At 61.7% G+C, this 24527-nt stretch carries 23 protein-coding genes and 1 pseudogene; 3 read left to right on the top strand and 21 right to left on the bottom strand.

Annotated elements, in window-relative coordinates; translation table 11 throughout:
• Both HMPREF3009_RS13765 and glgB read left to right on the top strand, forming a co-directional pair.
• A pseudogene (locus HMPREF3009_RS13765) lies at nucleotides 1-891 on the top strand (alpha-1,4-glucan--maltose-1-phosphate maltosyltransferase); the annotation flags it as partial.
• Nucleotides 892-997: 106 nt separating this feature from the next.
• Entirely contained in the window at nucleotides 998-3118 is a 2121-nt protein-coding gene (glgB, locus tag HMPREF3009_RS07430) for a 1,4-alpha-glucan branching protein GlgB (RefSeq protein ID WP_070681064.1), read from the top strand.
• A 91-nt stretch (nucleotides 3119-3209) separates the two neighbouring features.
• Here the strand turns inward: glgB and HMPREF3009_RS07425 are convergent, their stop codons facing one another.
• The 21 genes from HMPREF3009_RS07425 to rho form a co-directional block, all read right to left on the bottom strand.
• Nucleotides 3210-3608 (bottom strand): arsenate reductase/protein-tyrosine-phosphatase family protein, encoded by a 399-nt coding sequence (locus HMPREF3009_RS07425; RefSeq protein ID WP_070515586.1) that lies wholly within the window; start codon nucleotides 3606-3608, stop codon nucleotides 3210-3212.
• Nucleotides 3609-3655: 47 nt separating this feature from the next.
• Nucleotides 3656-5233, bottom strand: a complete 1578-nt coding sequence (locus HMPREF3009_RS07420) for a peptide ABC transporter substrate-binding protein (protein WP_070511583.1) — start codon at nucleotides 5231-5233, stop codon at nucleotides 3656-3658.
• Between the two features lie 204 nt (nucleotides 5234-5437).
• Entirely contained in the window at nucleotides 5438-6382 is a 945-nt protein-coding gene (locus HMPREF3009_RS07415; protein WP_070515584.1) for a tetratricopeptide repeat protein, read from the bottom strand.
• Nucleotides 6379-6687: a thiamine-binding protein gene (locus tag HMPREF3009_RS07410; protein ID WP_049155059.1), complete on the bottom strand. Its 309-nt coding sequence runs from the start codon at nucleotides 6685-6687 to the stop codon at nucleotides 6379-6381. Before HMPREF3009_RS07410 ends, HMPREF3009_RS07415 begins: the two co-directional genes overlap by 4 nt.
• A gap of 10 nt (nucleotides 6688-6697) precedes the next feature.
• Nucleotides 6698-6982, bottom strand: coding sequence for a hypothetical protein (locus HMPREF3009_RS13760; protein ID WP_080975079.1), 285 nt, complete (start codon nucleotides 6980-6982; stop codon nucleotides 6698-6700).
• Nucleotides 6982-7674 carry an endonuclease NucS gene (nucS, locus tag HMPREF3009_RS07400; protein WP_049155061.1) on the bottom strand — a complete coding sequence of 231 codons (693 nt, stop codon included), beginning with the start codon at nucleotides 7672-7674 and terminating at the stop codon, nucleotides 6982-6984. The genes HMPREF3009_RS13760 and nucS overlap by 1 nt, the downstream gene beginning before the upstream one ends.
• A gap of 23 nt (nucleotides 7675-7697) precedes the next feature.
• Nucleotides 7698-8183: a DUF2550 domain-containing protein gene (locus HMPREF3009_RS07395; RefSeq protein WP_070511579.1), complete on the bottom strand. Its 486-nt coding sequence runs from the start codon at nucleotides 8181-8183 to the stop codon at nucleotides 7698-7700.
• A gap of 174 nt (nucleotides 8184-8357) precedes the next feature.
• Nucleotides 8358-8726 (bottom strand): F0F1 ATP synthase subunit epsilon, encoded by a 369-nt coding sequence (locus tag HMPREF3009_RS07390; RefSeq protein ID WP_049155064.1) that lies wholly within the window; start codon nucleotides 8724-8726, stop codon nucleotides 8358-8360.
• A gap of 10 nt (nucleotides 8727-8736) precedes the next feature.
• Nucleotides 8737-10185, bottom strand: coding sequence for a F0F1 ATP synthase subunit beta (gene atpD, locus HMPREF3009_RS07385; RefSeq protein ID WP_010187062.1), 1449 nt, complete (start codon nucleotides 10183-10185; stop codon nucleotides 8737-8739).
• Nucleotides 10186-10188: 3 nt separating this feature from the next.
• Complete coding sequence (locus HMPREF3009_RS07380) at nucleotides 10189-11172, bottom strand: F0F1 ATP synthase subunit gamma (protein ID WP_070511577.1); 984 nt, start codon at nucleotides 11170-11172, stop codon at nucleotides 10189-10191.
• A 56-nt stretch (nucleotides 11173-11228) separates the two neighbouring features.
• Nucleotides 11229-12869 (bottom strand): F0F1 ATP synthase subunit alpha, encoded by a 1641-nt coding sequence (gene atpA / locus HMPREF3009_RS07375; protein ID WP_010187069.1) that lies wholly within the window; start codon nucleotides 12867-12869, stop codon nucleotides 11229-11231.
• Nucleotides 12870-12929: 60 nt separating this feature from the next.
• Nucleotides 12930-13745: a F0F1 ATP synthase subunit delta gene (locus HMPREF3009_RS07370; protein ID WP_070681059.1), complete on the bottom strand. Its 816-nt coding sequence runs from the start codon at nucleotides 13743-13745 to the stop codon at nucleotides 12930-12932.
• Between the two features lie 6 nt (nucleotides 13746-13751).
• On the bottom strand, nucleotides 13752-14324 hold the full coding sequence (locus HMPREF3009_RS07365) for a F0F1 ATP synthase subunit B (protein WP_010187072.1): 573 nt from the start codon (nucleotides 14322-14324) through the stop codon (nucleotides 13752-13754).
• Nucleotides 14325-14369: 45 nt separating this feature from the next.
• Nucleotides 14370-14612: an ATP synthase F0 subunit C gene (locus HMPREF3009_RS07360; protein WP_010187073.1), complete on the bottom strand. Its 243-nt coding sequence runs from the start codon at nucleotides 14610-14612 to the stop codon at nucleotides 14370-14372.
• A 98-nt stretch (nucleotides 14613-14710) separates the two neighbouring features.
• On the bottom strand, nucleotides 14711-15523 hold the full coding sequence (gene atpB / locus HMPREF3009_RS07355; RefSeq protein WP_049155068.1) for a F0F1 ATP synthase subunit A: 813 nt from the start codon (nucleotides 15521-15523) through the stop codon (nucleotides 14711-14713).
• 447 nt (nucleotides 15524-15970) lie between these two features.
• Complete coding sequence (locus tag HMPREF3009_RS07350; protein ID WP_049155069.1) at nucleotides 15971-16405, bottom strand: Cg1360 family ATP-synthase-associated protein; 435 nt, start codon at nucleotides 16403-16405, stop codon at nucleotides 15971-15973.
• A gap of 16 nt (nucleotides 16406-16421) precedes the next feature.
• Complete coding sequence (locus HMPREF3009_RS07345; RefSeq protein ID WP_049155071.1) at nucleotides 16422-17597, bottom strand: MraY family glycosyltransferase; 1176 nt, start codon at nucleotides 17595-17597, stop codon at nucleotides 16422-16424.
• Nucleotides 17598-17607: 10 nt separating this feature from the next.
• Nucleotides 17608-18285, bottom strand: a complete 678-nt coding sequence (locus tag HMPREF3009_RS07340; RefSeq protein WP_049155072.1) for an L-threonylcarbamoyladenylate synthase — start codon at nucleotides 18283-18285, stop codon at nucleotides 17608-17610.
• 54 nt (nucleotides 18286-18339) lie between these two features.
• On the bottom strand, nucleotides 18340-19236 hold the full coding sequence (gene prmC, locus HMPREF3009_RS07335; RefSeq protein WP_070681056.1) for a peptide chain release factor N(5)-glutamine methyltransferase: 897 nt from the start codon (nucleotides 19234-19236) through the stop codon (nucleotides 18340-18342).
• 25 nt (nucleotides 19237-19261) lie between these two features.
• Nucleotides 19262-20338, bottom strand: coding sequence for a peptide chain release factor 1 (prfA, locus tag HMPREF3009_RS07330; protein ID WP_049155076.1), 1077 nt, complete (start codon nucleotides 20336-20338; stop codon nucleotides 19262-19264).
• Nucleotides 20338-22296: a transcription termination factor Rho gene (rho, locus tag HMPREF3009_RS07325; protein WP_070681053.1), complete on the bottom strand. Its 1959-nt coding sequence runs from the start codon at nucleotides 22294-22296 to the stop codon at nucleotides 20338-20340. The genes prfA and rho overlap by 1 nt, the downstream gene beginning before the upstream one ends.
• A gap of 467 nt (nucleotides 22297-22763) precedes the next feature.
• On the opposite strand from rho, the gene HMPREF3009_RS07320 reads away from it, so the two are divergent.
• On the top strand, nucleotides 22764-24518 hold the full coding sequence (locus tag HMPREF3009_RS07320) for a long-chain fatty-acid--CoA ligase (RefSeq protein ID WP_049155160.1): 1755 nt from the start codon (nucleotides 22764-22766) through the stop codon (nucleotides 24516-24518).
• Nucleotides 24519-24527 lie beyond the last annotated feature (9 nt).

The following is a 24527-nucleotide window of genomic DNA, read 5'->3' as shown; positions in this document are numbered from 1 at the left end:
GTCACCACATTCCGCGTGGATAACCCGCACACCAAGCCGACCAACTTTTGGAACTGGCTGATCTCCAAGGTGCACATCACCCACCCGGAGGTCATCTTCCTCTCCGAGGCCTTTACCCGCGCCCCGCGTCTGTTCGGTCTGGCCAAGGCAGGATTTACGCAGTCCTATACCTACTTCACGTGGCAGACCTCCAAGCACGAGCTCACCGAATTCGCGCAGATGCACGTGGAGCAAGCCGATATCTGCCGGCCCAACCTCTTTGTCAATACCCCGGATATCCTCCACGAGTCCCTGCAGACCGGCGGGCGCGCCATGTTCGCCATCCGCGCCACCCTGGCGGCCACGCTCTCCCCGCTGTGGGGCGTGTACTCCGGCTTCGAGCTCTACGAGCACCAAGCAGTCAAGCCGGGCAGCGAGGAATACCTCGATTCGGAGAAGTACGAGCTGCGCCCGCGTGACTTCCAGGCCGCAGTCAAGTCTGGTGACTCCCTGGAATCCTATATCCGCCTGCTCAACCTCATCCGCCGCGAGAACCCGGCCCTCCAGCAACTGCGCACGCTGCGCTTCCACAACACCGATAACGAGGCCATCATTGCCTACTCCAAGGCTGATCCCACCACCGGCAACGTGGTGCTCGTGGTGGTCAACCTGGATCCGCGCAATGCACAGGAGGCCACAGTCTTCCTGGATCTTGCCGCCGTGGGCCGCCACCCGGGCGATCACTTCACGGTGCAGGACACCATCAGTGGAGCTGCCTACGAGTGGTCCGACCGTAACTTCGTGCGCCTGGAACCGCTGCGTGACGTCGCCCACATCTTCATCCTCCCGCCGGCCCACCATGACCTGCAGGAACGCATAGCGTGGCGCCGGGTGAACGACTACCGCGCCTAAGCTTTAAAGCCGCTGAAACCCCGCGCTGAACCCGTACCCCCTTCATAGGTAGCGCGGGGTTTCTTTTAGGCCCCGCGAGCGGGCGTTGTTCGGTAATTTGGTCTGTATGAACATCCCGGCCTCAGACCTCGAACGCCTCAACCACTGCCGCCACCACGCGCCCCATGATTTCTATGGGTGGCACGACGGAACCGTCCGCACTCGCCGCCCCGGTGCCGAAGCCGTCGAGCTCGTCACCGCCACCGAAACCCTCGCCATGCGCGCGGTTGGGGATGATATCTGGGAGGCCTCGCTCGCCGAAGAAGCAGACTACCGCCTGCGCATCACCTACCCGGGCCAGCCCGCCGTCGAGGTAGCGGACGGCTACCACTTCCTGCCTACCCTGGGCACCCTGGATCAGCACCTCATTGGCGAAGGCCGCCACGAGCGCCTCTGGGAGGTCTTGGGCGCCAACCTCAAGAGCTACACCACCGACTTGGGTGAGGTCGAAGGAACGGCGTTTGCCGTGTGGGCACCCAACGCGGAAGGCGTGGCCGTGGTCGGTGACTTCTGCGGTTGGAACCCTACCCAGTACCCCATGCGTTGCCTCGGCTCCACGGGCATTTGGGAGGTTTTCATCCCGGGTGTAGGCGAGGGCGAGCGCTATAAGTTCGCGGTCCATGGCAAGAACTCCCCGCGCATTGACAAGGCCGACCCCCTGGCCAAGCGCACCATCGCCCCGCCGGAGACCGCCTCCGTGGTGGCCCGCTCCAGCTTCGAGTGGAGCGACGAGGAGTGGATGAGCAAGCGCAACGGCGACCTCGACGTCCCGATGAGCGTCTACGAACTTCACGTCGGTTCCTGGAAGGTGGGTGCTAACTACAACACCTTGCGCGAAGAGCTCATCCCCTACCTGTTGGAGCATGGCTTTACCCACGTGGAACTGCTACCTGTAGCCGAGCACCCCTTCGGTGGATCCTGGGGCTACCAGGTCTCCGGCTACTACGCTCCCTCCGCGCGCTGGGGCACCCCGGACGAGCTACGCGCGCTCATCAACGACCTGCACAAGGCAGGCATCGGCGTCTTCGTTGACTGGGTTCCCGCGCACTTCCCCAAGGATGAGTGGGCGCTGGGCCGCTTCGATGGGCAGGCACTCTACGAGCACCCGGATCCGCGCCGCGGCGAACAGGCTGACTGGGGCACGTACGTCTTCGATTTCGGCCGCAACGAGGTGCGCAATTTCCTCGTGGCTAACGCCCTGTACTGGGCTGAGGAGTTCCACGTGGATGGCCTGCGAGTCGACGCCGTTGCTTCCATGCTCTACCTGGACTACTCCCGCGAGGAATGGCTGCCCAATATCTACGGCGGGCGCGAGAACCTTGAGGCCGTCCAATTCCTCCAGGAAACCAACGCCACCCTGAACCGCACCCACCCGGGCGTGCTGACCATCGCGGAAGAGTCCACCTCCTGGCCGGGCGTGACCGCACCGACCCACGAGGGCGGACTGGGCTTTAGCCTGAAGTGGAACATGGGCTGGATGAACGACACCCTGGAGTACTTCAAACACGAACCGATTCACCGCCGCTACCACCACGGCGAGCTCACCTTCTCCATGGTCTACGCCTACTCGGAGCGCTACGTGCTCCCCTTTAGCCACGACGAGGTGGTGCACGGCAAGGGCTCCTTGTGGGAGCGCATGCCGGGCGATGACTGGAATAAGGCCGCGGGCCTGCGTGCGCTATACGGCTACATGTTCTCCCACCCGGGCAAGCAACTGATGTTCATGGGCCAGGAGTTTGGCCAGACCACCGAATGGGCAGAGGGCCACTCTGTGGACTGGTCCAACTTGGAGGGCTGGGGCAACGAGTGGCACCACGGCATTAAGCGCCTGGTGCGCGACCTCAACGCGGTGTACAAGCAACAGCCGGCCCTGTGGACACAAGACTTCACGCAGGATGGCTTCCAGTGGGTCAAGGCTGATGACTCGAATAACAACATGCTGGGCTACGTCCGCTACGGCAAGGACGGCTCCGCCTTGTTGGCGGTGTGCAACTTCTCCGGCAGCTCGGTGCCCCACTATGACCTCTGGGTGCCGCGCGATGGCGAGTGGGAGCTGGTCATCAACACAGACGACGCCGTCTACCAGGGCGCTGGCAACGACCTTGCCCACCACGTGCGCTCCGAAGGCAACCACGTACAGCTGCACCTGCCGGCCAACTCGGTGCAGTGGTATGCCTTCCGTGGCTAGTTTCTCAAAATACAACTGCCCGAGTTGCCAAAGATCACCGCTGGGATCGAATTCCAGCCCCTAGTTTTGGCAACTCAGGCAGTTTCAGTTTTCAGTCCTGCGCGTGACCATCAAGGAAAGCTCTTACGCGAGCATCAATGTCATCGCGCAGCGCATCCATACGCGCTTCTCCCTCTAGGCCACGCACGGACGGGTCCTCAATCTCCCAACGCTCAGCCACTCCGTCATAGTCGGCATCACCGACGATGACGACGTGATCCACCGAAGACGCGAGGCCGGCATCAAGCAGCGTCGGCGTACCTTCCATGTCCGCTCCGACCTTTGCAAGGGAAGCCTGCGCCTCAGCGTTCACCCCCTGCTCACGGTGCTGTTCAGTGGTCTTTACGCCTGCAGAGTGAACTTCCCAATCGGGCGCATGCTTCCTAGCTAAGGCAGCCGCCATCTGAGACTTGCCCCGGTTGGTATTGCAAAGAAAAAGTACGGAGGTCATGCCTCCGCACTTTAGTCATATTGCGGTGTGTCTGTAGGACCAGATCCCTAGTTCTTCTTCACCGCGTAGTACACCGGCAGGGACTTCCAGTTGAATGTCACGTCCTGGACGTTCTCCGACCACCCGCCGACCACGTTCGGGTAGAACAGCGGGATGGAGGGAAGGTCACGCAGCAGCAGCTCCTGTGCCTGGTTGTAGAGCTTCGCGGCTTCCTCCTCGTTCGCGGCGCCGTTGGCCTTCACAATCAGTTCATCGAATTCCGGGTTGGAGTACTTCGAGTCATTCGAAGCTACGCCCGTGGTGAAGTTTGGCCCAAGGAAGTTACCCATCGAGGGATAGTCGGCGAACCACGCCGTGCGGTAGGCGCCGTCCATACGCTCGGTGCGGTAGGCATCGCGGAAGGACTTGAAGTCCGGGTAAGGGTTGCCCACGGCCTGGATTCCCAGCGCGTTGCTGATGCTGTTAGCCACCGCATCAGCCCAGTCCTTGTTGTCACCATCGGTGTTATAGTTGATCGGGAACGTGCCTTCAAAAGCACCGTACTTCTTGTCGGCCTCCGCCCACAGCTTCTTGGCTTCCTCCGGGTTATAGTCCAGGTTCTCCGAACCCGGCAGGCTGTCGTTGTACCCGTTCAGCACCGGTGAGGTGAACTCCCGGGCCGGGGTGCGGGTGCCATGGAAGATGGTCTCCGCGATCTCCTCACGGTTGATGGCCATCGAGATTGCCTTGCGTCGCAGCGTGCCCTCTTCCCCACTGAAATGAGGCGTTTCTACGTGGATGGACATCTCCAGGTAGGTGGCAGCCGGCTTGGTCTCCTCGCGGCCGGCCAGGTCCTGCTCATAGCTGCCGAAAGCGGATGAAGGAATGGCTTCGAGCACATCGAGGTTATTCGCCAGCAGGTCCATGTACGCAGCACTAGAGTCGGCGTAGAAGGCGAATTCGATGCCGTCGTTCTGCGCTGCGCGGTCGCCCTTATACTCCGGGTTCGGCTCGATGATCAGGTTCTGGTTGTGGTTCCATTCCTTGATCTTGTACGGACCGTTGGACACCGGGGTCTCGCCGAAAGCCTGTGGGTCCTCCAGTGCGGCCGCAGGCACCGGGAAGTACGCGTTGTAACCTAAGCGGCTCGGAAAGTCGCTTTCCGGTTGGGTGAGCTCGATGGTGAAGGTGCGCTCATCGATGACCTTGAGGCCCTCCATTTCTTTGACGCCTTCACCGTAGCCCTTAATGGAGGAGAAGAAGCTCTCATTGAGCTGTTCGTTGGCTACAGCGTAGTTCCACGTATCGACGAAAGTAGCCGCAGTTACGGCAGAACCATCGGAGAACTTCAGGTCCGGCTTGAGCGTGACCTTGTAAGTCTTGTCCCCTTCCTTGTCAATGGACTCGGCCATCTCGTTGTGCACGTTGCCGTCAGCGTCGTAGTACACCAATCCGGAAAACAGCATGTCGACGATGCGTCCGCCACCGTTCTCATTCGTCATCGCGGGGATAAGCCCCTGCTGCGGCTCGGTGCCCAGAACGCGAACATAGTTGGCACCGCCGGCACTATCGGAGCCGTCGCTTCCGCAGGCGGCAAGGGTAAAAGCAAGAGAGGCGGCGCCGACGACGCCGAGGAGCTTGCGCATGAGAGTCCTCCTGAAAGAGTTAAACAACAAGTGTGCGTGATAACACTAGAAGGAATTTAGCATGCTTCAACTCACATAATAGATTTAACGCAAAAGACCCTCAGGAGAGGACTCAACGGAGTCATCCTGAGGGTTCAACCCGCGACAGTCCTGGAAGGTCACTCTCGGCCCCAGCACAAGCCGGGCACTATTACTACGCCGTCTTTAGTACAGCGCGCTTGCCAGCTTCGTGCGCGCAGCAAGCACGCGAGGGTCGCCGGAGTCGAAGAGCCCAAAGAGCTCCAAGAGGCGAGTCTTGAGCTGCTCCTTGTCATCCCCGGCGGTGCGCTTCATGGCGTCGATGAGGCGCTCGAAGGCGCGGTCAGGGGCACCGGCGACAACCTCCGCGTCGGCGGCATCGAGCTGCTTGGACACATCCTCCGGGGCGGCATCCGCAGCGGCGACGGGATCCTCGCTGCGATTAGCTGGGTCCAAACGCTTGAGCAACAGCGTGGTATCGCGGGCCTGCTTGATTTCCACGTTGTCTGGCTCGGCGGCCAAGATCTCCTCGTAGGTGGCGATGGCGGAATCGAAATCGCCGCGGTTGAGTGCGTCTTCCGCAAGGCTCAGGCGCGGATCAGCAACTTCCTCTGCGGGGTTCTCCCCTGCTTCGCCCTGTTCGGGTAGGCCCTTGAGCTGGGGGCCGAGCTTGTCGACGATCGCCGCAACCCACTGCTCGAGGTTCTCACGCGGCTGTCCACCCTCGAAGTTGGTGACGGGCTGGCCGGCGGCAATGGCAACGGTGGTCGGCAGATTCTGCACGCCGAAGACCTGCGCTACCTGGGGCACGACATCGGCGTTGATGTAGCCCACGATGAACTTCAGCCCACCGGTGGCCGCCATCTCCTCGAAGTCCTTCTTGAGCTGCTCGGAGGCAGGCGAGCGCGGCGAGCCGATCAAGGCAATAACCGGCACCTCCGCGGAGCGGCGTACCAAGTCATTCTCAAAGTTCTGCTCGGTGACCTCGAAGAAGGGCGCGATCCCTTCGCTGGAGCCGCCGGAGCTAGCGGCTCCGGCGCTTGCAGCCTGTGTCTGGGCTTGCGCCCGTGCCTCCGCCTGCTGCTTGATAGCACCCAGGTCGAGGGCTCCTCCTACGTACGGTCCGGTCACTTATTCTCCTCCAGGTAACGGTTAACGGAATCTACTTTTTGGGTGATTTGCCCGGTCACGCCTTCGCGGATATCGGCCTTAATCACCAGGCTCGTGCGCGGCGACACGGCGCGTACGGCATCGGTGGCCTCCTTAATGACCGCGAAAACCTCGTCCCATTCACCCTCGATGATGGTGAACATGGAATTGGTCTCATTGGGCAAGCCCGAAGCACGGACAACACGCACTGCTTCGGCCACGGCCTCGGACATTTCAGCGCTTTCATCGCCCACGACAGTGGGCGCTACGGAAAAGGCAACAATCATGCCCGCCATCCTACCGCCGGTCCCAGCAGTGCCGGTGCCAGTGTCGACGGTCCTCACCGCGCCCACCGGTATCCCGTGGCCAGGCCACGATGTGCGCCACCCCGGGAGGGATGTTTTGGTTGCATCCTGGACAGACGTAATACTTCTGGGCGGCAGCGCTGCCGACGTGCCGCATGATGAAGGGCTCGCCATTGGTCCAGCTCGGCCCTGCCACCGTCTGCGAGCCCAGGAAGGCGCTGCCATCGCGCGGCAGCGAGCGCGGCTCCTCGCGGATTCTGCGGTTGCGGCGTGGCACTAGAACAACCGCAGCTCGTTGGATTCGATGCCGCGCAGCTCCTGATAGTCCAGGACCACGCAGCGAATGCCGCGGTCCTCCGCCAGTGTCCTGGCTTGGGGCTTGATTTCCTGCGCGGCGAAGACACCATGCACGGGTGCTAGCAAATCATCGCGGTTAAGCAGTTCGAGGTAGCGCGTGAGCTGCTCGACGCCATCGATGCCCCCGCGGCGTTTGACCTCCACGGCGACGAACTCGTTCTCAGCGTTCTTCGCCATAATGTCCACCGGGCCAATAGCCGTGGGGTACTCGCGGCGCACCAGAGAGTACTTCTCCCCCAACGTTTCGATGTGCTCGGCCAGCAGCTCTTGCAGGTGGGCCTCCACACCGTCCTTGACCAAGCCCGGATCTTCACCTAGCTCCATGTCGATATCCTGGTGGATCGCAGCAATGGTGATGCGCAGCTGCTCACCCTTGGGGTTCTCCACCAGCCACAGCTTTTCCCCGGTGTCTTCGCCATCGATATCCTCAATCGCTGACTCCTCAAAGGTGCACGGCGGCGTCATCCAGTTCAAGGGCTTGTAGGCGCGATCATCCGCGTGGATGGACACCGAACCATCGGCCTTAATGAGGATGAGCCGATCCGCCATCGGAAGGTGGGCGTCGAGGCGGCCGACGTAGTCTACGGAGCATTGGGCGATGACAAGACGCATGTCCTCTACCCTATCGTTGAGCGCTACTTCTTAGGTAAACGGGTAGCCCGTTGGCGCATCTGGTGATAGTCCAGCTTTTCTTGGCGCTTCGACGGAGCCGACTCCACCCACGCGTTCAGGGCCATAATGCCCTGCGCATCGGAGGCAATCTCGTAGTCCCGCCCATCGATGCGAATCTGGATAATTTGGTGATCCGAGGGCATAAAAGAAGCCTCGTCATCGTCCATCGGGCGAGTCTTACCCAATTCGATGTCGAGGCGATTAAAACGCTTGTTGGCGCGCGGCATGACGGAGCGAAGCTTAAAGTAATTCATATACTCGCCGTCATAGCGCACGAGACCATGACGCCAAGAATGAGAGTCCTTCGACGGTAGTTGGCGCAAAAGGATGCTCGTGCCGCGGGAGCGCACGGTGAAAAAGCGCACCGCCGCCAGGATGAGGAAAACCAGAAGGACCAGTGCACACAGACCTAAAAGAATTGTTAGCCCCTGAAGCACCTGAGAATTCATGGGTTGATTGTACCGCCGTTGGAGTAGACAACGCTAGTCATTGCTCAGAGTTACTCGTCTTGGGGGCGGAGAAGACGAAGGAACCCCACCCCCTCTTAGCGAGGTTGTGGGGTTCCTAAGTGAAAGTGGGAAGGGCGGTCATTGCTGCCCGTCGGTTCCCTCTCCGCTCATCCGTTAGCTGTTGAAGCGGCGTACGGCGCGCAGTGCAGCTTCGCCGCGAGACCTTGTCAACTCACGCTCAGACTTCAGGTCTTCCTGTGCCTGGGCTTCATCGACCTCGCGGGCCCAGATGGCCCAATCGGCGAGGACGGTGATCTTGTTCTCGGACACGGAGAGGAAGCCACCCTGGACAGCGGCGACGCGACGGTCGCCGTCGACTGGGTGGATGGTCACAACACCATTGTCGATCAACTGACCGACCATGGGCTCATGACCAGGAAGCACGCCGATCTCACCCTCGGTGGTCTCAGCCGTCACCATGGTGGCCTTGCCGGTCCACAGCAGGCGCTCGACGGAAACCAATTCGGCGGTGATGTCAGCCATGTGCCTCTCCCTACTTCTTCTCAGTCAGCTTCTTGTACGCAGCCTCGACGTCGTCCAAGCCACCCAGGCCGTTGAAGGCCTGCTCCGGGTAGTGGTCGAATTCGCCGTTGCAGATGCGCTCGAAAGCATCGATGGTATCGGCCAGCGGCACGTAGGAGCCCGGCAGGCCGGTGAACTTCTCTGCGACGAAGAAGTTCTGGCCCAGGAAGCGCTCGATACGGCGAGCACGCTGAACGGTAATCTTGTCTTCCTCAGACAGCTCATCCATACCAAGGATGGCGATGATGTCCTGAAGCTCCTTGTTCTTCTGCAGAATACCGATGACGCGCTGTGCAACCTCGTAGTGGCGCTCGCCCACGATGGACGGCTCCAGAATACGAGAGGTAGAGGTCAGCGGGTTCACTGCCGGGTAAATACCCTTCGAAGCAATACCACGGTCCAACTCGGTGGTGGCATCGAGGTGGGCGAAGGTGGTCGCCGGAGCCGGGTCGGTGTAGTCATCGGCCGGCACGTAGACGGCCTGCAGGGAGGTAATGGACTTACCCTTGGTGGAGGTAATACGCTCCTGCAGCACACCCATCTCATCAGCCAGAGTCGGCTGGTAACCCACGGCGGAAGGCATGCGGCCCAGCAGGGTCGACACCTCAGAACCGGCCTGGGTGAAACGGAAGATGTTGTCGATGAACAGCAGCACGTCCTGGTTCTGCACATCGCGGAAGTACTCCGCCATGGTCAGGCCGGACAGAGCCACGCGCATACGGACTCCTGGCGGCTCATCCATCTGGCCGAAGACAAGTGCGGTGTCCTGGAGAACGCCCATCTCTTCCATCTCGAGGAAGAGGTCGGTGCCCTCACGGGTGCGCTCGCCGACGCCGGCGAAGACGGAGGTACCGGAGAACTCGCGTGCGATACGAGTAATCATCTCCTGGATAAGAACGGTCTTACCCACACCTGCACCACCGAACAGGCCGATCTTGCCGCCCTTCACGTACGGGGTCAGCAGGTCGATGACCTTAATACCGGTCTCCAGAATCTCGGTCTTACCCTCGAGCTGGTCGAAAGCCGGCGGCTCGCGGTGGATGCCCCACTGCTCGCCATCGCGGCCCAGACCCGGCTGGTCAAGGCAGTCACCGAGGGCGTTGAAGACGTGGCCCTTGACCACATCGCCCACCGGGACGGAAATCGGCTTGCCGGTGTCGGTCACGGCGGCACCGCGGACGAGGCCGTCGGTCGGAGCCATGGACACGGCACGGACGAGGTTGTCACCGAGGTGCTGAGCGACCTCAAGGGTGACGGTCTTTGCAACAGCCTCGAGGGTCACCTCGACGGTCAGTGCGTTGTACAGTGCCGGCAGCCCGCCACGCGGAAACTCCACGTCGACGACCGGACCGATGACACGCACCACACGGCCGGCGGTAGCCGACGACTGTGTGTTCTGCTCTTGCAGAGCTGTAGTCATAATCTAGTCACTTTCTGCGCTTTCGGCGAGCGCCCCAGCGCCACCGACGATCTCTGTGATTTCTTGGGTAATCTGCGCCTGACGGGCCTGGTTGGCCACGCGCGAGAGGTCCTTGACCAGCTCGGTAGCGTTGTCGGTTGCAGACTTCATTGCGGTACGGCGTGCGGCGGACTCGGAGGCCGAGGACTCCAAGAACATCGCAAATAGGAGGCGAGACACGTACTGCGGAAGCAGCGCTTCCATCAGGGTGTCCGCATCCGGCTCGAAGTCGTAATCAGGGGTGATCTGATTGTTCGGCTCGGCGTCGGAAAGCGCGGACTCACCCAGGTTGTAGTCCTCTTCCTCGATAACCGGTACCACCGGCAGCAGCTGCTGCACACGCGCGGTCTGGGTCAGCATGGACTCGAACTCGGTGTACACGACGTGTACCTGGTCGAAACCGCGAACGGTCTCGCCCTCCACGTTAATGCCCTCGCGGGTCTTGGCCTGGCCGTTCGAACCGGCGACGAAGCCGTCGATAATGTGGCGGCGCACATCGTGCGTCTTTTCCCAGGTCGGATCCTGCGAGAATCCAGTCCAGCTGCCTGCGACCTCGTCCTCACGGAACTTGTAGAAGCCAACGCCCTTGTTGCCGGTCACGTAGCGGACGGTCTCGAAACCCTCGCTCTTGAGCAGGGCTTCCAGCTCGGCCGCCTTCTTGAAGATGTTGTTGTTGTAGCCACCGCACATACCGCGGTCCGAAGAGACCACGAGAATAGCGGCAACCTTCGCATCTTCGCGTTCCCGGAGCATCGGGTGATCCAAGGACGTGTGCGCCGCCAGCTTGTTAAGCACGTTGGACAGTTCACGTGCATAAGGCTGCGCCGCTTCTACCCTGGCCTGAGCCTTGGTAATGCGCGAGGTAGCAATGAGCTCCTGTGCCTTGGTGATCTTCTTGGTGGAATTGACGGACCGGATACGGTCACGCAGTTCACGAAGATTAGCCATGGTGTTCGCTCCTCCCTTCTTTTTCTAGACGGTTAATTCTTAGAGCGTGCGAAACTCTATTTGGCCGTCTTGCGGGAGACGTTGAGCTCGGTCTTATTCACATCATCCGCGGCGAGCGGGTCAACCGGCGCCTCGGTACCAAGGTTGTTGCCCTCGGTCGTGCGGAAGGACGGAGTGAAGTCCTTTGCTGCTGCAACAAGTGCATCCTTGGACTCGTCGGTCAGAGCGGTACCGCCCTGGATCTGCTCGAACACCTGCGGGGTTGCAGAGTTGAGGTGGTCGTGCAGCTCCTTCTCGAAGCGGCGTACGTCCTCGACGGGAACGACGTCGAAGATGCCCTGGTCTGCGAGGAAGATGGACACCATCTGGTACTCGACAGGCTGCGGGGAGGACTCGGACTGCTTGAGCAGCTCGACGAGGCGCTCACCGCGCTCCAGCTGAGCCTTGGAAGCCGGATCCAGGTCGGATGCGAAGGCCGCGAAGGCCTGCAGGTCACGGTAGGCAGCCAGCTCGAGACGGAGGTTACCGGCAACCTTCTTCATACCCTTGGTCTGTGCGGCACCACCAACACGGGAGACGGACACACCGACGTTAATTGCCGGACGGACGCCCTGGTTGAACAGGTCGGACTCCAGGAAGACCTGGCCGTCGGTAATAGAAATAACGTTGGTCGGAATGAAGGCGGAGACGTCGTTCGCCTTGGTCTCAATGATCGGCAGTGCGGTCATGGAACCTGCACCCATGTCGTCAGAGAGCTTTGCAGCACGCTCCAGCAGACGGGAGTGGAGGTAGAAGACGTCGCCCGGGTAAGCCTCGCGGCCCGGCGGACGGCGCAGCAGAAGGGAAATCGCACGGTAGGCCTCAGCCTGCTTGGTCAGATCATCGTAAATGATCAGGACGTGGTTGCCCTGGTACATCCAGTGCTGACCCAGAGCTGCACCGGAGAACGGTGCCAGCCACTTGAAGCCGGCGGCGTCGGATGCCGGAGCAGCCACGATGGTGGTGTACTCCAGAGCGCCGTGCTGCTCCAGGGTGTGGCGCACACCAGCAATGGTGGAGCCCTTCTGGCCGATGGCGACGTAGATGCAGCGGACCTGCTTGTTCTTGTCGCCAGACTCCCAGTTAGCCTTCTGGTTCAGGATGGTGTCGATACAAACGGCGGTCTTACCCGTCTTACGGTCACCAATGATCAACTGACGCTGACCGCGACCAATCGGGGTCATCGCGTCAATAGCCTTGATGCCGGTCTGCATCGGCTCTTCCACCGGCTGACGCTGCAGCACGGACGGTGCCTGCAGCTCGAGGACGCGGTCCTCTTCAGCGGTGATCGGGCCCATGCCGTCAATCGGCTGGCCCAGGGGGTTGATAACGCGGCCGAGGAATTCCTCGCCCACAGGGATGGAGAGAACCTCGCCGGTCCTCTTGACCTCGTCGCCTTCTTTAAGCGACTCGAAGTTGCCCAAGACCACGACACCGATGGAGTTGGTGTCAAGGTTCTGTGCGACGCCAATTACGCCGCCGGGGAACTCGAGCAGCTCATTCGCCATGACGGACGGCAGGCCCGAAACCTGCGCAATACCGTCAGCTGCCGAAATGACCACGCCGACCTCCTCACGGGAGGCCTCCGCGGAGTAGCTCGAGGTGTAGTTCGCAATCGCGCTACGGATCTCGTCGGAGGAGATCGTCAGCTCCGCCATGTTCTTCCTGCTCTCGGTAGTATCTTCCAGCAATTACTTAATCGTTTCTGTCGTTTCGGCTTATGCCATCTGCGCGCGAAGGCGAGCAATCTTGCCTGCCGTCGAACCATCGATGACTTCGTCGCCGACGCGGATGGTCATACCACCGAGGAGGCTGGTGTCAACCTCAGAGTGGATGGACATCGCACGACCATAAATTTTGCCCAGCTTTTCAGCGAGTGCTGCCCGCTGGCTATCGTTCAGCTCACCCGCCGAGGTCACGCGCGCGATGGTACGGCCCTGCAGCTTGGCTGCAGTGTCCGCCAATCCGGCGAGATCATCAATCGGGTTCTGCTCCGGGCGGCCAATGGCCTGCAGCGCAAGCGCTTCAGTAACCATCGTGACCTTGCCGTAGAGCACGCTTGCCAGCAGCCCAACCTTGCGGTCGGACGTCGCAGTACGGTCTGAAAGCAGCTGGGTCAGTTCGCCTTCGCGGTCAAGCACGCGCGACAGGGAGAAGAGTTCGTCTTCCACCTGGCCCAGCTTGCCCTCAAACTCAGCGCCGCGCAGCAGTGCGCGACGGCCAAGGATGATAAGGCCGCGGGCGATACCACGCGGGGTCGACCACTGTGCGGCGGCTGCCTCCTGGAGCACCTGCAGTGCTACCGGGGAAACCTTGCCGCCGAAAAGGGTCTGGACCAGGGACTTGCGCTCCTCAGAGGTGGAGGCGTCGTCGGTCAGCGCGACGCGCAGCTCGCGGTCGCCGTCGAGAACGCGGACCACCTCAAAGAGGTCCTGGCCTGCCTGGGTAGCAGTCGCCACCGAGCGGTCACCGGAGAGGAACTCATCCAGCTTGGACTCAACGGTAGCGAGTGCTTCGCGGCTAGCTGCCTTCATCGTTGCCTACTTTCCGGCCGGTGCCACAGTGTCGAGCTCGGACAGGAAGTTATCAATGGTGGAGGACTGCTTGGTGGCGTCCGAAAGTTCGCCGCCGAGCAGCTTCTCTGCCAGGTTGATGGAGTTCTGTCCGATGTCGGAACGCAGCTCAGACACGACCTGTGCGCGGGAAGCTTCAAGCTGCTTCTCGCCAGCGGTCAGAATGCGACGAGACTCTTCTTCTGCAGCTTCCTTAGCCTCTGCCTCGATCAGCTTGCCGCGCTCGCGCGCCTGCTCACGAATCTCCGCAGCCTCTGCTCGCGCGTCAGCGAGCTGAGCATTGTACTTTTCCAGAGCGGCCTTTGCTTCGGCCTGCTGAGCCTCCGCACGCTTAAGGCCACCTTCGATCCGGTCTTCACGCTCCTGCAGCATCTTGTTGTATGCCGGAAGAACGAGCTTCCAGAACACAATCAGGATGATGGTGAACGGAATGATCGACCAGACCAAGTCGTACATCTTGGGCAGAAGGATAGAGTTGCCCGACTCGAGGGGCAGGGTTTCACTTCCTTCTGCTGCAAGGTAGTAAATGACGTTGTTCATGGGGCTCCGTTCTTAAAGTTCGATTTACTTTGTGTAAAGCGCTCTTTAGAACAGGAAGCCTGCAACGAGGCCAATCAGGGCGAGGGCCTCAACGAAGGCGATACCCAGGAACATGGTGGTACGCAGCTGGCCAGCCATCTCCGGCTGACGTGCCATGCCCTCGACGGTCTTGCCGACGAGGATACCGATGCCCAGACCCGGGCCGATGGTTGCGATGCCGTAGCCGATGGCGCCGAGGCCCTTGAGGGTGGACTCGTCAGCAGCCTGAGCAAGAATGATTTCGTTCATGATGAAAGTCGTTCCCTTTCAAAGTTTTCCCACGGATTCTTCCGCGGGGGATGTGGTGGTTTTGGGGTATTTAGTTAACCGCGAGGTTCGCGTTGTTGTTAGTGCGAATCTGCATGCAGCGACAGTTCGATGTATACCGCCGTCAGCAGGGCGAAAATGTATGCCTGCAGGAAGATGACGATAATTTCGTACAGCGTGAACAGAACCGCTGCGACCAGAGTGAGGCCACTCAGTGCAGTCCAACCGTTGAACTGGAAGAAGAAGAAGTTCGTTGCCGAGTACAACAGGACCAAAATGAGGTGGCCAGCCAGGAAGTTCGCCATCAGACGAAGAGCCAGCGTGACTGGGCGCATGACAAACGTAGAGAAAGCCTCAATCGGTACGACAAGCACGTGCAGCAACGGCGGCAGGTTAGGAATAACCACCGAGGACTTGATGAACTTGCCGAAGCCAAAGCGCTTGGCGCCGGCGTAAATCATGGCGATGTACGCGACGACAGCCAGCACGATTGGCATACCAATACGAGCGTTCGGAGAGATGTTTAGAGCTGGAACAATAGTTGCTACGTTCCAGAACAAAACACCGAAGAAGATCGTGGCCAGGATCGGAAGGAATCGACGTCCTTCCTTGCGGCCCAAGATGTCTTCTGCGATGTGAATTCGTACGAAGTCAATCGCATGCTCCGCTACGTTTTGCAATCCTTTAGGAACCAGCTTCGGGTTCCTGAAGGCGACAACAAAAAGGAGCACCAGGATGGCCGCCATGAACAGACGAACCAGCATGATGCGATCCAAAGCGAACCAACCGTTGGCGAAATCGGCGAAAAGAAGATCGACGACTTCACCATCATCGGTTACGTGCCCCGGGAAAAATTCTGGATCCAGTTCGGGTGCGTGAAACTCACCCTTCATGGCCAATGTCGTAACGCTCAGCGTTCTCTCCCGTGTTCGGGCCACACAGCTTGTCGAAGGCTATGTGGTGCGATGGACGTCTCAAGCTCTTTGCCCTGTCTACGGACTCCGTCGCACATCAGCGTAAACAGGGCAAGGATAAACCGTACTTTTTCGGGATAGCATGACGCTAACCCGCGGTAACCCGAAGAGAATGCTATCAGTTCGCCCTCAAGTTTTCGCACGTGGGGGCCCCGTTGCGGCCCTAAAGGCACAGCCTAGTGCCAGTGGGCTCTATAAAACGCCCACATTCTGCCGAAACCCTGCCAAGTGTATTTGGTCACACACCCGTGTTTTCCCACCTTGACGGGGGTAACGGGCGCTGTCGCCGCGGCCACTTAACTACACAAAAAGCCACCCTCCCGGGGTCACCGGAAGCAGTGGCTCACTCTAAAAGGTCGAGGTTGGCTAAGACACGTAGGTCACGTTGGATGTAATCACACCCCAGACCTCAGTGCCGAGCGTCACCGCCAGCGCCAGCAGCACGGTGACGAACAGCGCCATCGTGTCGTAGAACTCAAGATCCTTAATCAGCAACAGCACCATAATCAGGATGACCACCTTGAGCAGCCAGCCGCCGAGCACCACCGCCATCGTGGTCGACGGCGTGGTGCGCGCAGTAAGAAGAACTGAGGCCGCGGTAAAGAGCACGAAGCCGCCACCAATGGCCGCGCCAACGAGGACACCCCAGATTCCGGGCAACCCACGGACACCGCCCCAGATAGCCAGGGACGCGATGGTCACGACGACAAGGCCGATGGCCCCAAGGCGGAGCGCACGCTTGAGGGGACGCCGATGATCGTCGTACGGCGAAAGCTCTTCGGAGGTCGTTGAATCAGTCACAGCCCCATACCCTACCTCAGGAGGGATCCGTTTCCAGCACCACGCTGGTGGGACGCGGCTGGCGCCCAAGCTTGCCCTGGCGCAGCGGAATCAGGGTCACGCCAAAGGCCACAACGAGCGCGACAAGCGCTAGTACGACGGCCACGGGCGCGGGGACGATGGAAAAAGAGACCGCCCCGAAGGCCACCGCAGAGACCCACAGGTACAGCACCAACACGGTGCGGCGGTGGGTGTGCCCCAGCGAGAGCAGCCGGTGGTGGATGTGGGCCTTGTCCGCGGCAAAGGGCGAACGCCCCTGAGATACGCGGCGAATAACAGCCCAGACAAGGTCGAGGACTGGAATAAAGACCGCAGCAACAACAACGATAACGGGTGACATCAGCGCCACGATGTCCACGGTTCCATAGAGCGACATGTTGATCTTGCCCGACGCGGAGGTGGATGCAGCCGCCAGCAGCAAGCCAATGAGCATCGCTCCGCTGTCCCCCATGAAGATGCGAGAGGGCTCGAAGTTATGCGGGAGGAACCCGGCGCACACGCCCACCAGCGCCGCCGCGATAATCGCCGGCGGATAGGCGGAGACCGCCCCACCCTGGTCGTGCAGCACGGTCAGCGAGAAAACCAGGATGGCACCACCTGCAATCATGCCCAGCCCGGCAGCCAGCCCATCGAGCCCGTCCACGAAGTTGATGGCGTTGATGAGCAGGACCGTAAAGAACGTAGTCAAGAGTGTTCCCTGGACCTGGTCGAGGATGACCGTGGTTCCATCACCAAAGGGCAAGAAGAGAAGAGTCCACGTCAGACCGAGACCGCTCATGATGGCCGCCGCCACCAATTGCCCGATCAGCTTGACCAGAGCACTCAGTTCCAGCAGGTCATCCACCACGCCGACGATGACAATGGCCGCGGCTGACCACAGCACAGCGTTCATCTCCGGCGTGACCGGCATAAACCCGCGAGTCAAGGCTGGAAGCTGGCCCGCGAGATAGACAGCAGCCGCAAACCCCGTAAACATGGCAACGCCACCCAACTGCGGGGTGGGTTGCGAGTGACTATCACGCAGACGAATCTCCGCCACCTGGCCGCTGCGCACCAAGACGCTGCGCACCAGTCCGGTGGTGATGTAGGTAAACGCCGCCGCGACGAAAATGATCAACGCCAGTTCGCGCAGCGGCACTCCGGTTCCAGCCACTGATGTCTCCTTAAGAGGATTGGCTACCCGGCCGGGTGCGCAAGGACTTTGCAGACACTCCGATGACCTCGCCAATCTGCTCGGCGCTCAGCGCGCCTTCGCGCAAGAGGTAGGGGCGCGGACCGGACAAGTCGATGATGGTAGACGGCTTGCCCACCTCGGCTTCTCCCCCATCCAGGTAGACCGTGACGGCCTTGCCCAGCTGCTGCTTGGCGGCAATCGCGGTGGTCGGCGGGGTTTGTCCGGAAATGTTCGCGGAGGAGACCGCCATGGGGCCGACCTCGCGGAGGAGTTCAATGGCAATGGGGTGCAACGGCATGCGCAGCATCACCGTGCCGCGGGTATCTCCCAAGTTCCAAGGCAGCGAAGGCGCTTGCGGCACCACGATGGACAGCCCACCCGGCCAGAAGGCCTCGATGAGGGTCTGCGCGGTGTCATCCAACGAAGCGACAAGCCCCTTGACGGTGTCCCAGGAGCCGACGAGCACCGGCACCGGCATGTCCGGGCCGCGGTGCTTGGTGGCCAAAAGGCTGGCCACGGCATCGTTATCGAAAGCATCGCAGCCCAGCCCGTAGAGCGTGTCGGTGGGCATCACGACGAGTCGGCCTGACTTGGCTGCTTTGACGGCAAGTGCCATGCCTTCCTCGCGCTCAGCAGCGTCCGCACAGTTATAAATCTGTCCCTGCATTGGTCTCTCCTTTAATCCCGTTCCTATCGGCTTGTCGACCAATCTTCGACCAATCTACTGTACTCCCCGCTTCGCTGTGACAAATCGTGCGGTGCCAGTGAGGTCCTTGAGCACCTCGATATCGCTGAAGCCGCCGTGCGCGCGCAGGGCTTCCTGCACTTGTTGGGAGGTCTCGTCGTCGTGCTCAATGCCCACCCGCCCGCCGGGGCGCAGCAGCGCGGCGATGGTCGGGATCATCGCGGTGATGGTCTCCATGCCGTCTGCTCCCCCAAACACCGCATCGTGCGGATCCTGGTAGACCTCTGGGTCCAGGTCCGGGGTCTCCGGAACGTAGGGTGGGTTGGTGAGCACGAGGTCAACGGTGTCGTGCAGCTCCGACAAGAGCTGGGCGTCGGTGACGTCGCCCTGCACCACGTTCACAGAACCCGCCCGGCCGCGCGCAGCGGTTGCGGCATTGCGCCGGGTGTAGGCCAGGGCGGCGTCGGCAAGCTCCACTGCCCACACCTGGGCCTGCGGCACATAGTGGGCGACGTACAGCGCCAGCGCCCCGGATCCGGCGCACAGATCCACGACGCGGGGAGATTGCGGGTCAAGTTTCGTCATCTTCCCCGAGTTAAATCTCTGAAGAGATTTAACTCCCCAGTCGGCGAGCACCTCCGTCTCCGGGCGCGGGATGAACACGCCGGGGCCCACCTCGAGTTCGAGGGCGCCGAACCACGCCACGCCCAGGATGTGCTGGAGGGGCTCGCGCGCTTCACGACGCCCCACCAACGCCCCATATGCCACGTCAAAGCCGGGCATCGGAGCCTCGTTAAGCGGGATGTCCATGTGGCCGCAGTGGATGAGGTGGGCAGCCAGCAGGCGCGCGTCCCACTCGGATGAAGGTACCCCGGCAGCGCGAAGGCGCTCCGTGGCATCACGAAGCGCCTCCCGATAGGTGTGAAAAGTCACCGAATTAAACCGTGCCTTTTCTCTTCTAGTCCTCAGCCTCAAGGCGCTCTGCGCGTTCTTGGGCTTGCAGGGCGTCGATGAGGTCCTGCATGTCACCGTTGAGCACGGAATCCAGGTTATTGGCCTTGTATCCGATGCGGTGGTCGGTGATGCGGTTCTCCGGCCAGTTATAGGTACGGATACGCTCGGAGCGATCCATGGTGCGCACCTGGGAAGCGCGCTGCTCGCCGGCCTCAGCCTCGCGGGCCTCACGCTCCATCTGGTCCAGGCGTGCCTGCAGCACCTGCAGGGCGCGCGCCTTGTTCTGGATCTGGGAGCGTTCCTTCTGACAGGTCACCACCAGGCCGGTCGGCAGGTGGGTAATACGCACCGCGGAGTCAGTGGTATTCACGCCCTGGCCGCCCTTACCGGAGGAACGGTACACGTCGACGCGGATGTCCTTATCATCGATGTTTACGGCTTCGACTTCTTCCGGTTCCGGGTAGACCAGCACACCAGCTGCGGAGGTCTGGATTCGGCCCTGGGACTCGGTCACCGGCACGCGCTGCACGCGGTGGACGCCGCCCTCGAACTTGAACACGCTCCACGCGCCATCGCGCGAGGGGGTCTTGGACTTGAAGGAGATGGACATGTCCTTCACACCACCGAGGTCGGACTCGTTGAGGCCTAGGACCTCCCACTGGAAGCCGACCTTATCGGCGTAGCGCTCGTACATGCGGGCCAGGTCGCCGGCGAAGAGTGCTGCCTCTTCGCCACCGGCACCGGCCTTGATCTCCATGATGATGTCCTCGGAGTCATGCTCATCGCGCGGTGCCAGTAGGTCCGCGAGCTTTTCCTCCAGCTGGACGACGAGTGGCTCAAGGCGGTCGACCTCGGGCTGGAACTCGTGGTCCTCGTAGGCCATCTCTTTGGCATCGGCCAGGTCTTGGCGAGCCTGGACCAACTCGTCGTTCACAGCGACGATGGGTCGCAGTTCGGCGTAGCGCTTGGACAGCTTGCGGAATTGGGACTGATCACCGGCTACCTCCGGGTCAGCCATCTGCATTTCGATGCCTTGGAACTCGGAGACAATGTCATCGACGAGGGAAACCTGGTTAGACATTACTTGTAGTCCTCCTCATCCGTGTCAGCCGCCATGGGCGCGGACGAGGCCACCTGCATGAGGAACTCGCCGTTGGAGCGGGTTTTCTTGAGCTGCTTAATCAGCAGGTCAATAGCGGCGAAGGAGTCCAGGCCGGAGAGGATGCGGCGCAGCTTGGTCATGATGCGTGCTTCCTCCGGAACCAGCAGGAGCTCGTCCTTGCGGGTGCCGGACGGGTTGACATCCACGGCCGGGAAAATGCGGCGCTCGGAGATGGCGCGGTCCAGCTTGAGCTCGGCGTTGCCGGTGCCCTTGAACTCCTCGAAGATGACGGTGTCACCGGTGGAGCCGGTTTCCACCATCGCGGTAGCGATGATGGTCAGCGAGCCGCCGTTCTCGATGTTGCGGGCAGCACCCAGGAAGCGCTTCGGCGGGTACAGGGCGTTGGAGTCCACACCACCGGACAGGATGCGGCCGGATGCCGGGGAGGAGTTGTTGTAAGCACGGCCGAGGCGGGTGATGGAGTCGAGCAGGACGACGACGTCCTTGCCCTGCTCCACCAAGCGCTTGGCGCGCTCGATGGCCAGCTCCGCCACCGAGGTGTGCTCTGACGGCGGGCGGTCAAAGGTGGAGGCGATGACCTCACCGTTGACACTGCGCTGCATGTCGGTGACCTCTTCGGGGCGCTCGTCCACGAGGACGACCATGAGGTAGCACTCCGGGTTGTTCGTGGCGATGGCGTTGGCGATATTTTGCAGGATCGTCGTCTTACCGGCCTTCGGCGGGGAAACGATGAGCGCGCGCTGGCCCTTACCAATCGGCATGATGAGGTCGATGACGCGGGTGGTGAGGATCTTCGGGTCCGTCTCTAGGCGCAGGCGCTGGTTCGGGTACAGCGGGGTGAGCTTGGCGAAGTCCGGGCGCTCCTTCGCGGTCGACGGATCCAGGCCGTTGACGGTGTCGACCTCCACGAGCTGGTTGTACTTGCGGCGGTTGCGGCCGTTGCCGTGGGTGTGGGTCGGGCCCGAGACCTTGACCTTGCCGGTCAGGGCGTCGCCGGAACGCAGGCCCAGGCGGCGCACGAGGTTGTTGTTGACAAAGACATCGGAGCTGGCCGCGCGGTAGCCGGTAGTGCGCAGGAAGGCCACGTTGTTGTCGACGACCTCGAGGATGCCGCCCACTACCTGCACTTCATCGCCCTCGCGGATCTGCAGGTCATTGCCACCGTTGCCGCCGCCATCGCGGTCACGCCCGCGGCGGTTGCGACGGTTACGGCGATTGCGGCGGCCACCGCCGCCGTTGTTGTCATCATCGTTGCGGTGGTTATCGCGGCGGTTGTTGTTGCCGCCCCCGTTATTGCCACCGCCGTTGTTGCCACCGCCGTTGTTGCCACCGTTGCCGTGGTCCCCGTTATCGGAGTTGTCGGAGTTGTTGCCGCCACGGGACTGGTTACCCTCCGACTTGGACTGCTTGTCCTCGGCGCCGTTGCCATTTCCGTTGCCGTTGTTATTGCCCTTGGCTTCTTCGCGGGCCTCGCGCTCCTGGCGGCGCGCGCGGTTACGGCGGGCGCGGCGGGCCTGGGAGCGGGACTCGTAGCGTTGCTCGTCGTGGCCGTCCTTCTGCTCGGACTCCTGAGCGCCGTCCTCGCCCTTGTGGGTGTTCTCAGGCTCCTGCTTCTCGGAGGCCTGGTCAGCAGCGCCGGCAGGGCGGGAAGCCTTGCGGGTCGCGCGGCGCGGCTGCGCGTCCTTCTTCGACTCCTTCTGTGCGGAGTCCTCTGCGGCGGGTGCGTCCTTAGCCTCGCCCTGGGCAGCGGCCTTCGCGCCGCGCGCCGGCACCTGGCCGGTGGTCAGGGCAGTAATGAGATCCCCCTTGCGCAGTCCGGAGACGCCGCGAAGTCCGCGCTCCGCAGCTAGCTTGCGCAATTCCGGCAGCTTCAGGGAGGCGAGATCCTGTGCTGCGGTCTTGTCCGTATCGCTCACGGATATCCTTTCGTCGCTTCACCAACGCGCGCCGTCTTGTCTGCCGCACCTGCACTGTGCGTGGTGCTGTTCCAAGCGGGCGTTGGAAGCCAGTGTGTAATTGGGATGGTCCTCCGCCACCAGCGAGTTCACGCAACCGCGATCCCCGTGGGGCGGTGGTTGTCTTGGCTCTCCCCCCTCTCCGGCCCGGCGGTACGGAACGTGAAGGACTCCTTGTTGAACTCCTGAAAGCACTCAAGGAATCGGCCGCGGGTCAAGCGCGGGGAGATATTTTAAGAAGGCGACTGCGAGCGTATCTCTCCCCTCTCACCGTCGCGCGCACCGTTGGACTGCCATGAGAGTGTCACCGCAGGTGTGTGCGCCGTGGAGGGAGCTCGGAGATGCGGGGAAAGCGTTCCCCACCAGTCGCGGATAACTATACCGCATCCTTCCCCCGCGCTCACACTGACACGGCTAAAGTAGTGCGCATGCTCTCCACAATGCAGGATATCCCGCTGTCCCTGACCCGCATCCTGGAGTACGGTTCCTCCGTCCACGGCCAAACCCAGGTCATCACCTGGCACAGCGCCAATCCCGGCAACGAACGCGAGGAAACCACTTTCGCTGATGTCGGCGCCCGCGCCGCCGCCTTCGCCCACGCCCTGCATGACACGCTCGGCATCACCGGTGACGAGCGCGTGGGCTCACTGATGTGGAACTGCGCCGAGCACCTCGAAGTGCTTTTTGGCACCGCCTGTAAGGGAGCGGTGTTCACGCCGCTCAACAAGCAGCTGATGAATGACCAAATCCGGCACATCATCAACCACGCTGAGGTCCGCGTCATCGTCGCGGACTGTCGCCTCGCCGAGCAACTGGCCCAGGTTCTGGAAGGCGTGGACTGCGTGCGTGCGGTGGTATTCACGGGCGTCGGCAAGCCCAGCACCGCTCTGCCGGGCAACGTTGAAATCTACAGCTACGAGCAACTGCTGGATGGGCGCTCCACCGTCTATGACTGGCCGGTTTTGGATGAGCACACCGCCGCCGCACTGTGTTACTCCACCGGCACCACTGGTGCACCAAAGGGCGTGCTCTACTCCCACCGCGCTCTGTACTTGGAAGGAATGCAGCTGCGCTCCTCCGATTCCCTGTGTGTGACCCACGGCGAGACATTCCTGTGCTGCATCCCCATCTATCACGTGCTGAGCTGGGGTGTTCCCTTTGCTGCGTGGATGACGGGCACGCCGCTGGTGCTTCCCGACGCCGACGTCTCCCCCGCCACCCTGGCCAAAATCATCGCCGCCACCTCCCCGCGCGTGGCGCACGGTGTGCCCACCATTTGGATTCAGCTCTTCGTGCACTACCTCAAGAATCCACCGGAGCGCATGACGCTGACGGAGATCTTCGCTGGCGGCTCGCCTGTGCCACCGCAGCTCATCAAAAGCTGGGAAGAGCGCTACGGCGTGGACGTGGTCCACGTGTGGGGCATGGCGGAAACCACCACGGTGGGCACGGTGGCCCGCCCACCCTCAGGCGCCTCGGGCGAGGCTCGCTGGGCCTACCGCATCTCCCAAGGGCGCTTCCCTGCCTCCCTGGAATACCGCGTGGTCAATGACGGCCACGTGGTCAACACCACGGACCGCAATGCCGGCGAGATTCAGGTCCGCGGCAACTTGGTCACCGGTTCTTACTACCACTCGCCCGCTTCGGAGGACGGCGGTGCTGCCCACGAGTTCCGTGGCAAGGATGTCGAGGACGCGGACTCCAAGTTCACGGCCGACGGCTGGCTGCGCACCGGCGACGTCGGCTTCGTCACCGAGGATGGCTTCCTCACCGTGGAGGATCGCGCCCGCGATGTCATCCGCTCCGGCGGTGAGTGGATCTACTCCGTCCAATTGGAGAACCTCATCATGGCCAACCCGGTGGTGCTGGAATGCGCCGTCATTGGCTACCCCGACAAACAGTGGGTGGAGCGCCCGCTGGCTGTCACCGTGCTCGCCGCGGACATCAGCCCCACGATTGAGACCGCCGAGCGCCTGCGCAACGGGATGCGCTCTGAGCTTCCCTCCTGGATGCTGCCGGAGTACTGGACCTTCGTGAAATCCATCGATAAGACTTCGGTGGGCAAATTCGACAAGAAGGACCTGCGCGCCCACCTGGCGGAGGGCGAGTACAACATCATCCGGCTGAAGGGCCCGGGCGAGGCGCAGCGCCTCGATGCCGGAGAGGATGACGGGGAGGACTAGCCCCACCCC

The organism is Corynebacterium sp. HMSC034H07 (genome assembly GCF_001815175.1).
Classification (GTDB): Bacteria; Actinomycetota; Actinomycetes; order Mycobacteriales; family Mycobacteriaceae; genus Corynebacterium; species Corynebacterium hiratae.
The sequence above is the reverse complement of the archived record's forward strand: the minus strand, read 5'-3'. Positions and strand labels throughout refer to the sequence as shown.

Coding starts and splice junctions, on each gene's coding strand:
- glgB (WP_070681064.1), top strand. CDS start 998: ATGAACATCCCGGCCTCAGACCTCGAACGCCTCAACCACTGCCGCCAC.
- HMPREF3009_RS07425 (WP_070515586.1), bottom strand. CDS start 3,608: ATGACCTCCGTACTTTTTCTTTGCAATACCAACCGGGGCAAGTCTCAG.
- HMPREF3009_RS07420 (WP_070511583.1), bottom strand. CDS start 5,233: ATGCGCAAGCTCCTCGGCGTCGTCGGCGCCGCCTCTCTTGCTTTTACC.
- HMPREF3009_RS07410 (WP_049155059.1), bottom strand. CDS start 6,687: ATGATTGTTGCCTTTTCCGTAGCGCCCACTGTCGTGGGCGATGAAAGC.
- nucS (WP_049155061.1), bottom strand. CDS start 7,674: ATGCGTCTTGTCATCGCCCAATGCTCCGTAGACTACGTCGGCCGCCTC.
- HMPREF3009_RS07395 (WP_070511579.1), bottom strand. CDS start 8,183: ATGAATTCTCAGGTGCTTCAGGGGCTAACAATTCTTTTAGGTCTGTGT.
- HMPREF3009_RS07390 (WP_049155064.1), bottom strand. CDS start 8,726: ATGGCTGACATCACCGCCGAATTGGTTTCCGTCGAGCGCCTGCTGTGG.
- atpD (WP_010187062.1), bottom strand. CDS start 10,185: ATGACTACAGCTCTGCAAGAGCAGAACACACAGTCGTCGGCTACCGCC.
- HMPREF3009_RS07380 (WP_070511577.1), bottom strand. CDS start 11,172: ATGGCTAATCTTCGTGAACTGCGTGACCGTATCCGGTCCGTCAATTCC.
- atpA (WP_010187069.1), bottom strand. CDS start 12,869: ATGGCGGAGCTGACGATCTCCTCCGACGAGATCCGTAGCGCGATTGCG.
- HMPREF3009_RS07370 (WP_070681059.1), bottom strand. CDS start 13,745: ATGAAGGCAGCTAGCCGCGAAGCACTCGCTACCGTTGAGTCCAAGCTG.
- HMPREF3009_RS07365 (WP_010187072.1), bottom strand. CDS start 14,324: ATGAACAACGTCATTTACTACCTTGCAGCAGAAGGAAGTGAAACCCTG.
- HMPREF3009_RS07360 (WP_010187073.1), bottom strand. CDS start 14,612: ATGAACGAAATCATTCTTGCTCAGGCTGCTGACGAGTCCACCCTCAAG.
- atpB (WP_049155068.1), bottom strand. CDS start 15,523: ATGAAGGGTGAGTTTCACGCACCCGAACTGGATCCAGAATTTTTCCCG.
- HMPREF3009_RS07340 (WP_049155072.1), bottom strand. CDS start 18,285: ATGCAGGGACAGATTTATAACTGTGCGGACGCTGCTGAGCGCGAGGAA.
- prfA (WP_049155076.1), bottom strand. CDS start 20,338: ATGTCTAACCAGGTTTCCCTCGTCGATGACATTGTCTCCGAGTTCCAA.
- HMPREF3009_RS07320 (WP_049155160.1), top strand. CDS start 22,764: ATGCTCTCCACAATGCAGGATATCCCGCTGTCCCTGACCCGCATCCTG.